The sequence below is a fragment of the Ruegeria sp. MALMAid1280 genome, from assembly GCF_049195285.1.
Classification (GTDB): domain Bacteria; phylum Pseudomonadota; class Alphaproteobacteria; order Rhodobacterales; family Rhodobacteraceae; genus Ruegeria.
In genome coordinates, this window is sequence record NZ_JBMIRT010000043.1 from 19,071 (window position 1) to 32,719 (window position 13,649).

12 protein-coding genes are annotated in these 13,649 nt (G+C 59.4%); 3 read left to right on the plus strand and 9 right to left on the minus strand.

The genetic code is table 11. From position 1 onward, the window contains the following. Window positions 1–151: 151 nt before the first annotated feature. On the minus strand, window positions 152–481 hold the full coding sequence (locus ACOQFT_RS07770) for a hypothetical protein (protein ID WP_421597374.1): 330 nt from the start codon (window positions 479–481) through the stop codon (window positions 152–154). 43 nt (window positions 482–524) lie between these two features. Then, on the minus strand, window positions 525–1,448 hold the full coding sequence (locus tag ACOQFT_RS07775; protein WP_421597375.1) for a LysR substrate-binding domain-containing protein: 924 nt from the start codon (window positions 1,446–1,448) through the stop codon (window positions 525–527). Between the two features lie 107 nt (window positions 1,449–1,555). Here ACOQFT_RS07775 and ACOQFT_RS07780 point away from each other — a divergent pair, with 107 nt between their 5' ends. The 3 genes from ACOQFT_RS07780 (at window position 1,556) to ACOQFT_RS07790 (ending at window position 3,660) form a co-directional block, all read left to right on the plus strand. Beyond that, window positions 1,556–1,834 (plus strand): hypothetical protein, encoded by a 279-nt coding sequence (locus tag ACOQFT_RS07780; protein ID WP_421597376.1) that lies wholly within the window; start codon window positions 1,556–1,558, stop codon window positions 1,832–1,834. Window positions 1,835–1,866: 32 nt separating this feature from the next. Further along, the gene (locus ACOQFT_RS07785) at window positions 1,867–2,721 is read left to right on the plus strand and encodes a class I SAM-dependent methyltransferase (protein WP_421597377.1); all 855 of its coding nucleotides are present in this window, start codon (window positions 1,867–1,869) and stop codon (window positions 2,719–2,721) included. Between the two features lie 315 nt (window positions 2,722–3,036). Continuing rightward, entirely contained in the window at window positions 3,037–3,660 is a 624-nt protein-coding gene (locus tag ACOQFT_RS07790) for a hypothetical protein (protein WP_421597378.1), read from the plus strand. A 506-nt stretch (window positions 3,661–4,166) separates the two neighbouring features. Here ACOQFT_RS07790 and ACOQFT_RS07795 read toward each other — a convergent pair. The 7 genes from ACOQFT_RS07795 to peaD form a co-directional block, all read right to left on the minus strand. Beyond that, complete coding sequence (locus ACOQFT_RS07795) at window positions 4,167–5,834, minus strand: AMP-binding protein (RefSeq protein ID WP_421597379.1); 1,668 nt, start codon at window positions 5,832–5,834, stop codon at window positions 4,167–4,169. Window positions 5,835–5,918: 84 nt separating this feature from the next. Then, window positions 5,919–7,628 carry an AMP-binding protein gene (locus ACOQFT_RS07800; protein WP_421597380.1) on the minus strand — a complete coding sequence of 570 codons (1,710 nt, stop codon included), beginning with the start codon at window positions 7,626–7,628 and terminating at the stop codon, window positions 5,919–5,921. A 105-nt stretch (window positions 7,629–7,733) separates the two neighbouring features. Beyond that, entirely contained in the window at window positions 7,734–9,137 is a 1,404-nt protein-coding gene (locus tag ACOQFT_RS07805) for an aldehyde dehydrogenase family protein (protein WP_421597381.1), read from the minus strand. A gap of 126 nt (window positions 9,138–9,263) precedes the next feature. Next, window positions 9,264–10,187, minus strand: a complete 924-nt coding sequence (locus tag ACOQFT_RS07810; protein WP_421597382.1) for a helix-turn-helix domain-containing protein — start codon at window positions 10,185–10,187, stop codon at window positions 9,264–9,266. Beyond that, window positions 10,184–10,840 (minus strand): subtilisin-like serine protease QhpE, encoded by a 657-nt coding sequence (qhpE, locus tag ACOQFT_RS07815; protein ID WP_421597383.1) that lies wholly within the window; start codon window positions 10,838–10,840, stop codon window positions 10,184–10,186. Before qhpE ends, ACOQFT_RS07810 begins: the two co-directional genes overlap by 4 nt. Further along, complete coding sequence (locus tag ACOQFT_RS07820) at window positions 10,837–12,567, minus strand: ABC transporter ATP-binding protein (protein ID WP_421597384.1); 1,731 nt, start codon at window positions 12,565–12,567, stop codon at window positions 10,837–10,839. The genes qhpE and ACOQFT_RS07820 overlap by 4 nt, the downstream gene beginning before the upstream one ends. After that, window positions 12,564–13,643, minus strand: a complete 1,080-nt coding sequence (gene peaD, locus ACOQFT_RS07825) for a quinohemoprotein amine dehydrogenase subunit beta (protein ID WP_421597385.1) — start codon at window positions 13,641–13,643, stop codon at window positions 12,564–12,566. The genes ACOQFT_RS07820 and peaD overlap by 4 nt, the downstream gene beginning before the upstream one ends. Window positions 13,644–13,649: the final 6 nt, after the last annotated feature.

The window sequence follows — 13,649 nt, forward strand, 5'->3', positions numbered from 1 at the left end:
AAATATAGAAGATATATCCCATTCTACCACAGATCTCCCAATCCGGGAAATTGATGCCGATCACATGAGCGGAGATTGCAATTTTCAAAGCCTGAACTTTGTTGGAATGGCAGGTTTGCGCAACTTGTCTCCCTTGGTGCCCGCCGCAGCATCAGTTAAGTTGGGGGCTCACTTTTAAAGTTTCGCCGCTCTTCGCGCGAATGACAGTTGCTGAAACCAGAATGGCTGCGCGTCGGATCAAGTGTTGTAGAATCAAGAGTTTGACCGCCATGACGAACAGCCGATCTTGTGACGCCTTGGCCGGGCTGCTTGCTGGGCTGGCATTGCTCGGCAGAGAGCCCAAGGCAGCCATTGCCATTTCTCGCTGCGTGCGCTCGCAGCACCAAAACCGCCGAGATTGCATCATCTTCAGCGCCGCCATGCGGCGTGAAGCGCGGCCATTCGTTCGGGATGCAGCGAGGTTGCCGGACGAAGCCGTCATTGCGGGCTATCGGTTGAATGACAGTATTCGGTTTGCACAGATACTACCTTTGCAAGAATTGTTCAGTAGCAGACCGGTCGGCCTCCGCAGTCTCGTAGGCCCATGCCCGAAACGCCGCAATTTTGGGAGAATGCCATTTGTGACGCCCTGCAAGGAGGCAGATGCCACCGTCAGGCGATTTGCACACCATGTCCGGAAACGGGGCGACCAACGTTCCCGATTGCAATTCTTCGCGACAAAGAACGAGGTCGGCCATCACAACTCCAACACCCATGACGGCCGCTTTGGTTGCGATGTCAATGTTAGGAAACTCCTGACCGTCAGCTGGGTCTACGCCGACGTTGTGGAAAGCATCGACCCATGTCCTCCAGTCAGAGTGCCGTCTTGTTTCGTGCAGCAGTTCACAGTCGGCAAGCGCCTCAGGAGACGTCAGCGACTTTCGACGACGATAGTCCGGCGTACAGGCCGGGGTGAGCAGGATCGGAAAAAGTGTCTGCACCTCCAGACCATGCGAACGGTTCGACAAGTTGGATATCGAGAAACCGATATCAGCAATGATTGGATCGAAGCCACCGTCTGGATAGAAATCCGTGGTTAGACGTACATTGAATTCTGGATAGGCTTCCCTGAAGCCTTCCAACTTTGGCAGCAGCCACCTGATTGATGTCCCCGGTGGACAAACGATGCGCAACTCGTCGGTATCCCCGGAAACTTCTTCCACCGCGCGCCCGATCATGCCGAAGGCCTCCGATATAGTGGGCTGAAGCGCTTTGCCTGCCGGCGTGAGCCGGACGCCCTGAGCCAGCCGTTCAAAGAGCTGAACGCCCAAATGGTCTTCCAGCAGCTTGACGTGCCGACTGATCGCGCCGCGCGTCACATTGAGTTCTTCGCTCGCACCCACAAAGCCACGGTGACGTGCGGCAGCCTCAAAAGCCCTTAGGGCGTTAAGGGGTGGTAGTCTTACCATGCGATAGGCTCATTTTTTTTGATCCTTTGGATGCAAAAGCTTGGTTTGCTCGAAAGTCTCAGATCGCGGCATCCTTCAGTCAAGTCAGAAAATATGAGGGAATTTTCATGTTCACCAGTCTGCTTGAGAATGGCCTGTCGATCACAAAAGTCGCAGATGTATTGGCATCGTGCAGGAAATTAATCCCTACGTCGGGGGTAGAAGCGCTGGACAAGCAGCTGCAAGAGCACCTGGAGCGCCTTGCTTTGAGCGCCCCGCACATTCTGGCGGATATTGGGTTTGAACGCGAAGTAGCAGCATGTGGTCCGGGCGTGGATGTTTGGCGCCGACAAGACGCATGCGTCATCATTCAATTTTCGTCGACGACCTCAGTTTCAACACTCTGATCAAACAGGGTCGGACCATAAGGAGATCCCCAATGCAATTTGATGCAGATGCCTTCAAGGCTTCGACCATGGAACAGTGGAATGCTGTCGCGAACCAATGGAACAGATGGGGACCACTTTTAGACACCTGGCTAGGTCCAGCTACGGAAACGTTATTGGATATGTGCCTTGTGGAATCGGGTTCGAACGTTCTTCACGTGGCGGGCGGTTCAGGCCAAGATGCGTTGCAAAGCGCTGCTCGTGTTGGACCAACAGGGCGAGTAGTTTCCACTGATATTTCCGAGGAACTTACGACACTGGCTGCTTCCAACTTTGAAGCCGCTGGGCTGGCCCACGCATCTGCGGAGGTGATGGACGGCGAACGTCCCGAAACGGGAAAGCACCAATACGACGCCGTCATTTCGCGAGTCGGGCTGATCTACTTTCCCGACCAGATTGGATCGGTGCGGAAACAGATGGCCGCCCTCAAACCCGGTGGGCGCGTCGGTGCTTTGGTCTACGCAACACCCCAAGAGTGCCGCTTCTTTTCTGATCCGGTAACGGTCATTCGGAAACATGCCGGACTACCTCCACCCGCTCCTGGGGTTCCGGGGCCTTTCAGTCTCGGCCAACCTGGGGTCATTGAAGACGTGTTTGAGCAGGCGGGACTTTCCGACATTCAAAGTCGGAAAATCGAAGCGCCTGTTATGCTTGAAAGCGCGAAGGAATGTCTTCGGTTTGAGCAGGAGAGCTTTGGTGCTTTGCATCAAATGCTGAGCGACCTGGATGAAAGTGCCAAAGAAGCTGCTTGGAGCGAAGTCGAAAGTGCGTTGGGGCAATTCGAGAAGAACGGCCGTTTCACTGGTCCTTGCGTAATGATCGCCGCCAGTGGCGTATACGCGGCGTAGCCACGAGAATCTGCCGTTCGTACATCGCGCAGCATCAGTCAAAGTGGGCTCTGAGCCGCCGAATGCTTGGGCAGCACGACCCTTGTTATGCTGGACAGAGACCGGCCATCGAAAGCTCTGGCCAAGGGGTTGATCCTGCGACGTTTCCAGTGATGCGCTGCCACGCGCGTCCCAAAAGCCGTGGTTCGGCCTAGTGGCGGCGAAATCGTGGTCAGAGCCCGAAGTTACATAAATAGGACTGCCCTAGGCTGATCTGGTTCGCTGGTTTTCGTCGTGGCATATTCGGGGCCTGACCAGCACAAGACGGAGCGTATCTTGAAGGAATTCACCCGGAAGCTTTGGGACAAGCAATACCAACATCACGACGATAGACTTCGGCTCTTTCGCGCTGCGGGAGAGGTCATAGCCCCAGAAACCGTTCTCTATGCTGGCAGTTTCGTAGATATTGCGCCGTCATTCGTCTTTCCAAATGTCACCTATGTTGACATGGACCGACGTGCCAAACGCTTCTTTGAAGATGAAGATGGTGTAAAGGAAATAGTCGAAGCTCAAGTTTCTGCGCCGTCCAACGCTCGGTTTTCATTCATACACTCTGACTACAGCGGACTTTCCCTACCTGAACGCTCCATTGACCTACTGATTTCTCTTTACGCCGGGCTTTTTTCAGAACACTGCACCAAGTACCTCAAAGTTGGCGGCCACCTACTGGTCAACCCGAGCCATGGTGACGCAGCCCTTGCGTCCCTCGACAAGCGTTATCAGTTGGCTGGTGTCGTTCTTTCGCGGTCAGGAGATTACCGCGTCTCACAGGCCGACTTGTCTGAATTTCTGCAACCCAAGAAGTCCGCGGAAGTCACACGAGAGTTGTTGTTCTCAACCAACCGGGGAGTCGCCTACACCCGCCCTGCTTTCGCCTACCTTTTTGAGCGCGTGGTTTGAAAGTTGGATGGCAGCTAAGTTGCGCATGTCGAAGGTCTGGCCTGGTTGCGGCGAAAGTGCGTTCTTGATTCTAGGGAAATCGACGTCCGCGAATGTCCGGATTGGCGACTCAACTGCAACGCAACGTTGGGTGTGCCGCACCTGCGAGTGGATGCTGCGTCAGCAAAAGCTGCAATAGCAAAGGTCCGGAAAGTCCCGCAACACGGAAATCACCACGCTTGGATGTGAAGCTCCGGTTTGGGCTGTGACCGGCCAATCATGCTAGTTGCGGAGAATGGCCGCAAGGAGCCCTGAGCGGAAGTGTCAAAATCTTGCTGCAAGTGCACGCTACGCGGATTTTTCGGCGGTTGCGGAAATTTGGCTTTGGTAACGCGGCGAGAAAACCGGCCATTTAATAGAGCGCGGCGAGGCTTGTTGCCCGAACTAAAAACTTCGCGGGAGGACGCTGCCAATCGTATTATTGAAATCTATGGCTGCTTTTCACCGTGGCGAACATTTACCGAATGCTAAGAGTCCGTCTGTTTTTCAATCTCTGCCTGGCGCAGCAGAAAACGCTGAATCTTGCCGCTGGGGGTCTTGGGAAGGTTCGGAACGAATTCGATTGCCCGAGGGTAGGCATGGGCTGAAAGCTGCTCTTTGACGTAAAGCTGCAACTCTTCCACCAGCTCTGCCGAGCCGTCTATTCCACTCGCAAGCACGACGAAAGCCTTTACGATTTCGGTTCGCGTGGGATCAGGAACACCAACAACGGCGGCTTCGTTCACCGCGCCGTGCTCTATCAGCGCGCTTTCCACGTCGAAGGGTCCAATCCGATATCCTGACGAGGTGATGACATCGTCGTCCCGGCCGATAAAGCCGACGCTGCCATCGGCTTCGAGTTCGACCGTGTCACCGGTTCGGTAATACCCGTCCGCGATCGCGGGTGTTTCCTTTTTGTGATAGCCGGTGAACCACAACAATGGCGATTTCTCGATATCGACGGCCAGGGTGCCCGGGCTGTTCGGTGACAATTCGCGGCCCTGATCGTCCAGCACGACAACCCGGTATCCCGGCATCGCCACCCCGGCTGAACCAGGTCGGACAGGATGATCCAGCCCGTGGTGGTTGTTCACCACCATCCCCAGCTCGGTCTGGCCATAATGGTCATGGATGGGAGCGTCCAGATGGGCGCGGAACCAGCGTATGATTTCGGGGTTCAGGGGCTCGCCCGCGCTGCTTACGACGCGCAGCTTGCCCTTGATCTGGGCCGCGGCGTCAGGACCGGCCGCGACCAGCATCCTGAACGCCGTCGGCGCTCCGGCAAAATTGGTGATGCCCAGTTTGCCAATGATGTCATAGGTGTTCTCAACCGTGAACGGCGCTTGGCTGAAAGTTGTTTGATGACCGATCATCAGCGGGCCTGTAACGGCATAGTACAACCCGTAGGCCCAGCCCGGATCGGCAATGTTCCAGAACCCGTCGTCGGGGCGTAAGTCAATCGCATCGTGCATGTAGGTGCTGAATGACATCAGCGCACAAAGTGGCACCGGGACGCCCTTTGGCAGGCCGGTCGTGCCCGACGTGGACATCATCAGGAACAGATCCGAACCCTTGCGCGGCACCGGCTCGAACTCTGTGCTCTGCGTTGCGATGTCCGAGCGAAAATCGACATCGCCGTTGGGTGCGGTTTCGTGCCCATCCAGAACAACTGCGACCATCGGACGGTTGGGCACATCGTCCAGCTTGGCGCGATTTGCCAAGTCGGTGACAATGATTTTGGCCTGGCTGGTCTGCAGCCGCTGTTCGATGGCCTTGGGGCCAAAAGCGGTGAAGAGCGGCTGATAAACTGCCGCGGCACGCCACGTGCCAAGGATCACCGCCAGCAAATCGGGGGTGCGCGGCAGCATGCCGGACACCACATCGCCGGGCCGGACGCCCCTTGCGGTCAGCATATTGGCAACGCGCGCGGACAGGTCCTGCATCTCCGCGAAGGAAAAGGCGCGATGATCGCCACGTTCACTGATCCAGTCAAGCGCGACGCCGCCCGACGGGACGTGCCGGTCACAGCACTCGACGCAGGCATTCACTCCCGCAATCATATCACCGGCAAGGTCCGCTGCCGCTGTCTCGATGCGGAACCCCGCCGTCACATCGGCATATGATCTCTTTTGTCTGGAAATCGTGGTTTCGGTCATAACACTCTTATACCTTGATATTTTCGGCGGCCCTAGCCTCAGGCATTTCGGGCATAACGGGTCTCGCGCGTTTCGCCAAACGCCTTAGGTTTTCAGGTCGAGCAGGTCGCACATCTGGTCGCGCATGACGAATTTCTGCGGTTTGCCGGTGACGGTCATCGGCAGTTCGTCGACGATCCGGAAGTGTCTCGGGATTTTGAAATGCGCGATCTGGCCGTCGCAGAACGCCCTAAGCGCCTCCTCGGTCAGTTCCTTGCCAGGCTTGGGAATGACCCAGGCACAGATTTCCTCGCCGAATCTCGGGTCCGGAATGCCGAAAACCTGAACCTCGCTAATATCCGGATGACGGAACAGGAATTCCTCGATTTCACGGGGGTAAATGTTTTCGCCGCCACGGATGATCATGTCCTTCACACGCCCGACGATGCTGCAAAACCCGTCCTCGTCAAAGGTCGCCAGATCGCCCGTCCGCATCCATCCGTCGACAATGCTGGCCCGAGTATTCTCATCGTCGTTCCAATACCCGATCATCACCGAATAACCGCGTGTGCACAGCTCTCCCTTTTCGCCGACAGGCACGGTCTCGCCATCCGTGCCGACGATCCTGACCTCCAGATGCGGGTGAATGCGCCCGACCGTTTCGCAGCGTTTGTCGATGGGATCATCGGTGAAGCTCTGGAAGGACACCGGCGCGGTTTCGGTCATGCCGTAGCAGATCGTGACCTCGCGCATGTTCATCTCGTCATTGACCCGCCGCATGACGTCGACCGGACAGGGCGAGCCTGCCATGATCCCGGTCCGCAGGCTGGAGAGATCCCGCTTGCGCGTGTCCAGCTCCTGCAGCATGGCGACGAACATCGTGGGCACACCATAAAGCGCGGTGCCACGCTCGGCTTCGATCACATCAAGGGCTTGCGCCGGGGTAAAGGCCTCACCGGGAAAAATCAGCGTGGCGCCTTTGCTGACGGCGCCCAGCACACCCATGACCATGCCAAAACAATGGTAAAGCGGCACCGGAACTGTCAGGCGATCGGCTTCGGTCAGTTCGATCCGGTCGGTCACGAACCGCGCATTGTTGACGATATTGAAATGCGAAAGCGTCGCGCCCTTGGGCATGCCCGTGGTGCCCGAGGTGAACTGGATGTTGATCGGATCGTCCGGTTGCAGCGTCTCTTCGATCCGGTCCAGCGTGGACTGGTCCTGCGCGTCTCCGATCTCGCACAAGGCGTCGAACGACAGCAGGCCGTCGTCGGGTTCGGCACCCATGAGGATGACATGGCGCAGCGCGGGCAGTTTGGCCGCCCGCAGAGGCCCGCTGCCGGCGTCGGCCAGTTCGGGCGCCAGCGTCCGGATCATGCCAAGATAGTCCGATGTCTTGAACGATCGGGCCGACACCAGCGCCGTGCAGCCCACCTTGACCAGTGCATATTCTAGTTCGGCCAGGCGATAGGCCGGGTTGATATTTACCAGCACAAGCCCGATCCGGGCGGTTGCGAACTGCGTCAGCACCCATTCAAAGCGGTTGGGCGCCCAGATCCCCACCCTGTCGCCCTTTTCCAGCCCCAGCGACAGGAACCCGGCGGCAAGCCTGTCGACTTCTTTTGCAAAAACGCCATAGCGCATCCGGATGCCGCTTTCGGCAAAGACCACCGCTTCGCGATCCGCATGGTGCAACACGGCCTCGCGCAGCAATTGCGGAATGGTCTTGCGCAGCAGCGCCGGATCGGATGGCCCCCTGACGTGAGACATTCCGTTGGCGGGCGCGGTGGACAAACGGTCTTCGATTTTCATCATCACTGTCTCCTTTGGCTGACACCGGGCCGCCAGGAAGGCAGCGGCCCGGTGTTCGCAGCGCTTAACGGCACGCGCGCCGAGTGTCGGGGCGTACGCACCCACCCATCAGCCACGCGCCACGTTGATGACCTGCATCTGCGTGTATTCGGCCAATCCCTCGACAGATTGCTCGACCCCCAGACCCGATCCCTTGAACCCGGCCATGGGAATATGCGGCCCGATATTGAGCTGCTGATTGACCCACATCGATCCGCTTTCGATGCGGCCCGCGATGTCTGTGGCCTTTTCGATATCGGCCGAATGGACCGAGCCGCCCAAACCGTAGTCAGAGGCATTGGCGCGGGCAACGACATCGTCGATATCGCGAAAGCTGATGACCGGAAGGATCGGTCCGAACTGTTCTTCATCGACGATTTTCTGGCCATCGGTCACATCGCGCACGATCGTCGGTTTGACAAAGTATCCATGACCGTCCTTGACCTCGCCTCCGGCAATGATCTTGCCATCCTGCCGCGCATCTTCGAGGTAGGCTTTCACCTTTTCGAACTGATCCCTGTTCTGGATCGGGCCGATGGTGGTGCCCTGTTTCAACCCGTCATCGACGACTGCCTGCGTCGCAAGACTGGCCAACTCGTCGCACATCTCATCATAGATATCCTCGTGCACATAGGCGCGTTTCACTGCCAGACAGACCTGACCGGCATTCAGGAATGCGCCGCCATAGAGTTTTTCGGCGGCCTTTTTCACATCGACATCGGGCAGCACGATGGCCGGATCATTGCCGCCCATCTCAAGTGTGACGCGTTTCATCGTATCGGCGGCATTGGCCATGATCCGCTTGCCCGTTGCGCTCGAGCCGGTAAAGCCGATCTTGGCCACATCCGGGTGCGCCGTCAGTTTTGGGCCCAGATCGTTGTTGTCGGTGATGACGTTGACCAGCCCGGCCGGAAAGATGCGCGCACAGATCTCACCCAGCTTGAGTGCAGAGACCGGCGTGGTTGGGGCAGGCTTGAGCACGATCGCGTTGCCTGCCATCAGGGCAGGGCCGATTTTCCAGCAACACAGCAGCAATGGGAAGTTCCAGGCAATGATGCCAGCAACCACGCCCAGCGGCTTGTGGCGTGTTTCGATGAGGAAATCGGCGTCGTCCTGAATCACGCGATCGGGCAGCTCCAGCGTCGCGGTATGCCCAAGATAGCCCTGGCTCCATTCCACCTCGCCCATCGCTTCCGGCAGCGGCTTGCCCTGTTCCTGCGTGATCAACCGGGCGAAAACCTCCGCCTTTTCGCCAATCGCGGCCGCCAGTTCCTCGATCTTGGCGCGGCGTTCAGCCATAGGTGTGCCGGCCCAGATCACCTGTGCGGCCTTGGCGGCGGCAACCGCCTCGTTCAATTGCGCCTCGGACGCGTGCGGTACCCGGGTGAAGACCTGCTCTGTGGCCGGATTGATGACGTCGATCGTCCTGTCGCCCGAAACGAGGTTTCCGTTGATAAGCATTCGATAGTCCATTGCGTTCTCCGTTTTCACTGGCATCGTCGCCTGATAAGTGCCGGCGATCCTGACAAGACTTACGGTTTTCGTCTCGGCCTCCGGTGCCAGAAAATTGGGCCAGCGCGCCGAATTATCCGTGTTCATTCAATGCCGTCTCAGGCGTGTTTCCGTGTCCCGGAGAAAGCTGCGCGGCGACATTCCGTACCGGGACCGGAAGGCGTGGTTGAAATGGGAAAGGTCACCAAAGCCAGCACCGTAGGCCAGCCCGGAAATCGATGGGCGCCGCTGAAGCCGGGCCGCCAGCCTGAGATGTGCAGCCACATGTTTCAGGCGCCGGGTCTGCAGGAACAGGGTAAAGCTGGTGCCGTTTTCTTGGAACTCCCGCTGTACCTGACGGCGCGACATGTGCACCTCGGAGGCCAGCCAATCAAGCGTCAGCGCCGGATTTGTCAGGTTCCGGTCAATGATCGATCTTACAAACCCAAACCGGTGATGGCGGTCCCGGATTCGTGTCGCATCCGTTGCCGTTTCCGGCGCGGCGAATGCGAGCGCGACCAGATCGAACAGGAAATCCGGCAAATTCTGTGTAAGCGTCGCGCCACCGGACGGCATCAGCAGGGATTGAAAACTACCGCTCAGCGGGTGGCCTGCGTCGATCTTCCGACCCACGGTCGGCAAGCGGGCGGCGTCGCGCAGGCATATGGCGCGCGGCAGGTGCGCCGACAGGAACCCCGCCTTCTCACCGCCAAACTCAAGCGTTGCGGGCAGGGTGGAATCCAGCAGTATCGACTCGCCAACCGCCAGCACCTGCTCTTGCCCGTTATGGATCACGCCCGTCGTGCCGCTGCGCTGGTAGAGCAGAAAAATATGTTCGGCCTCGTCGCGGCGGATACCGGTTCGCGTCCGCTCGATCCGGTCAATGGCGCAGTCGATTTCGGCAACGTCCAGCCCGTCGCGGTCATGCATCCGGAACCGCCCGATCGTGGCGGCGGGGCGGTCGCTTGGCCGGCTGTCATAGTGACCGCAGTTTGATTTCAGGTGATGGGTCCATTCGTCGAAACACATCATGCCCGGGGCCCTTCCACTGACTGGATCCGTTCGCGGCCCTTGTAAGTTGCCAATTGTTCCATTCCATGGTCGCGGCCAAGCTGGATCTGGTGTGCATAAAGGCCACTGAAATGCGCCGCCGCGATACTTGCGCCGCCGATATGCGGATCAGCACCGCTTGGGCAGGCTCCGAAATCGGCATGGGGCAGGTTCAGCCGCGACCACTCCTGCGGGCCGCAACGCGCATCGCCCTGCACGGCGATCACATCTCTGTAGAACGCCGGGTACACCGGGCCTCCCCGGGCAGGGGCGGAGGCAACAATCGTCTTGCCCGCCGCGGTGATTGACCGGATCGACCGTTCGAGTCGCGGCACGTCGCGCGCAAGCCCGAAGGAACAGTGCACGATCATCGCATCGGACTGCGCCACAAGGTCAAGGGCATTGCAGATCGAAGAAACCGAGGTGCTTAATGTGCCGGGAAAAACCACGTAATTGTCGATCTGGGCCCCCGGCGTATTGCGCAGGATTGCATGCGCCATCTGTGTCGCATGGCGCAAGGCCGTACTGTCGGCCTCGCAGCTCTCAATGTCGCAACAAATCTCGCGCCGCCCGAGTGCGGCGAAATCCGTCGGCAACGGCCCGTCAATCAGTGCAATGGTCGAAGATCCGGTCATGACCCTGTATTCTCCAGGTCGATATGCATGTCGAACTGCCCATAGGCGTCCTTGGCCGAATGGGTGGTGATGATGCGCGTTTTCGAGGCGAATTCGCTGTCGATCCAGCCGATGATGCGCCGGACCAGGCCGGCATCGACCTCCGACAGAGCCTCGTCCAAGACCAGAATGTCGAACGGTCTGAGAAGTGCGCGCGCCAGGCAGATGCGTTGCCGTTCCCCTCCCGACAAGGTCAGGCCGTTTTCACCCAGCACAGTGTCCAGCCCGTCCGCCGCGCGGAACCGATCTGCCAGCCCCAGCATCTCAAGACAGCCCCAGACCGTCTCGTCGGCATCCGGTCTGCGCCAAAAAATGTCAGCTAGGAAAAAATTGTCGCGCAGGCTGCCGCGCACGGTAAAGGGTCTTTGCGAGACAAAGGCGATATGCCTGTGCCGGACGTCCGGCGGCAGAGCGGCAACAGGCGCGCCACCGAGTAGGGCCTGCCCCGACGCCGGGGCTTCGCGGCCGGTCAGCACCGACAAGAGCCGGGTTTTTCCGATCCCGCTCGGCCCGTTCAGCGCCAGCTTGGTGCCGGCCGGAATATCGAGCGTAAGAGGTGTCGCGGCCGATGCCTGACTGCGCCCGGCAACCACGTTTTCGACGCGCAGGTCAACACCGGCATGGGTTGCGGCCTGCGTGACTGTCGCACGCGGGCCTGTCATCAGGCCATCAAGGCGCGCAAGGGCGATTTTCGCGCGAGCCTGTGCATGCCACAGCCCCAGCAGAGACTGCATCGGCCCGACCATGAACCCCATATAGGCGATGAATGCGATGAGCGAGCCCAGGGGCCAGTCGCCACGGATCACCATGATGCCACCGGTGACAAAGATCGCCGCACGCATCAGGGCCGACAGGATTTGCGGCACCGCACGGGTAAATTCGCCCCACCGCTGCTGCGTCAGCAACCGGCGGTTCAGCAGGCCCTGATCGGCAAGGCTGCGGCGTTGCGCCCAGCCGGTGCCATCGGCGATCTGCAACGCGGGAAGGCCGTGCAGCGTTTCCGACAGACCGGCGGTGAACCGCCCGCGCGCGCTGCGCGCCGCCCCGGCCAGCCGTTCGGTATGCGGGCGCGCCCAGACCAGAAACAGCAACTCGATCGGCGCCAGCAGCGCCGCGGCCAGACCCAGCTTCCAGTTCAGAATCATCAGCATGGTGGTCCCACCCACCAGCCGCACCAGGGAGGACGTACCGCCCAGCACCGTGTTGAAGGCAAATTGCTGAACCTCGCCTGCATCCCCGTCAATCCGCGCAAGAAGCTCGCCCGCCCGCTGCCGCTCGAACCATCCAGGCGATTTACCGATCAGCGCGTCCAGAAGTGTGCGTCGCAGATCGGCCAGCATGCTGACCGACGCCCGCATGTGCTGAATGTTGTTGAGTGCCCCCAGACCGACCGCGGCAAGGCCAACCACGAAGAGCGCCGCCGACCAGCCGATTAGGGCGCGCGTATCCCCGGCCAGCAGGCCCGCGTCGATCACCAGCTTGGTCAGGTAGGGCGGGATCAGCCCAAGCCCCGCCGCGATAAGGCCGAGGCACAGCAGCACGAGAATACGCCCGCGATAGGCCAGCAGGATCGGCAGAAGCCAGCCCGAGGGCGAGCGGCCAAAGAGAAAGGCGCCCATCGGCGCGGCCAGACCCCGCGCCGATGGGTGCCCGGAGGGATCCGGCCTGATATCGGCCAGATCGGTCATCCCTGCGGCACGACGTGCAACGTCGACAGAGACATGTCCCCGCCGGACGGAATGCGAATTTCGCCGACCCGTTCCAGCGTTTCGCTGTCATAGATGCCGATATCGTCATTGGTACCGCCGACATAGAGCTCTTTGCCGTCACTCGACACGTTGATCACGTAATAGGTGTGGGGCAGGTCCACGCGCTTGATCAGCTCCTGCGTTTCCAGATTGTGCTTGGAAAGCTGGGTGTAGACACCAAAGAGATGCTCGGGCGCATGCGGTGTCCGCGCGGCCGAGAACATCAGCACTTCGAACGAGGCGAAATCCGCGATCTTGGTTTCACCGGTTGTCAGGTCGACCGACTGATACCCCCAGACAAAATCTGCAAGCTCTTCCTGCTTTTCATCGGTGAATTTCGCCGCCGTGTACATCAGCAGCATCTCGTCGTTCTGGCTGCCTGTGGGCCAGAAAGCCAGCACGTCGGGCGGGCTGTAGGTGGGGCGATCCCAATTGGCGTTGGCGATGGCGGTTTCCGTCGCCCCGGTCGCGGGATCGACACGGAAAATGTCACGCCCGGCAATATAGACGTCACCATTGGCATCCGTGGCCATCAGAGTCGAACGCCGTGGCGCCGGATGCGTGGCAACCGGTTCGGCATTCAGGCCGGCGGAGGTGTCATAAACGGCGAATTCCGACGGCAGGACCTCGTATCGATCCTGGTGGATCCTGGTCGGGTTGCGCACCGTATAAAGCTGTGTGCCATCCTTCGAGACGGTCAGGGACGCCAGCGACCGGCGAATGATGTCTATCGAGGATTGCGCGGCGTGAAACACCGTCTCGCAGGTCGCGATGTTTACTCCGATGACATCCTGCCAGTTGTTCGTCAGAATGTAGGCAATGTTGTTGTCGGGCGACATCACGATCACGCCGGGCAGCATGTTGGCTCCGAGATCACAGTCTTTCTTCAACTCTCGGTTCTCGGCGTCGAACACGTAGAGGTTTGACGGGCGCGCTGCCGTGACAAGAAGGTCTCCGGCAAAAGCGGGCAGCGACCCTGCAAGGCCGAGGGCTGCCGCGGTCAGTATCTTTTTCATCGGGAA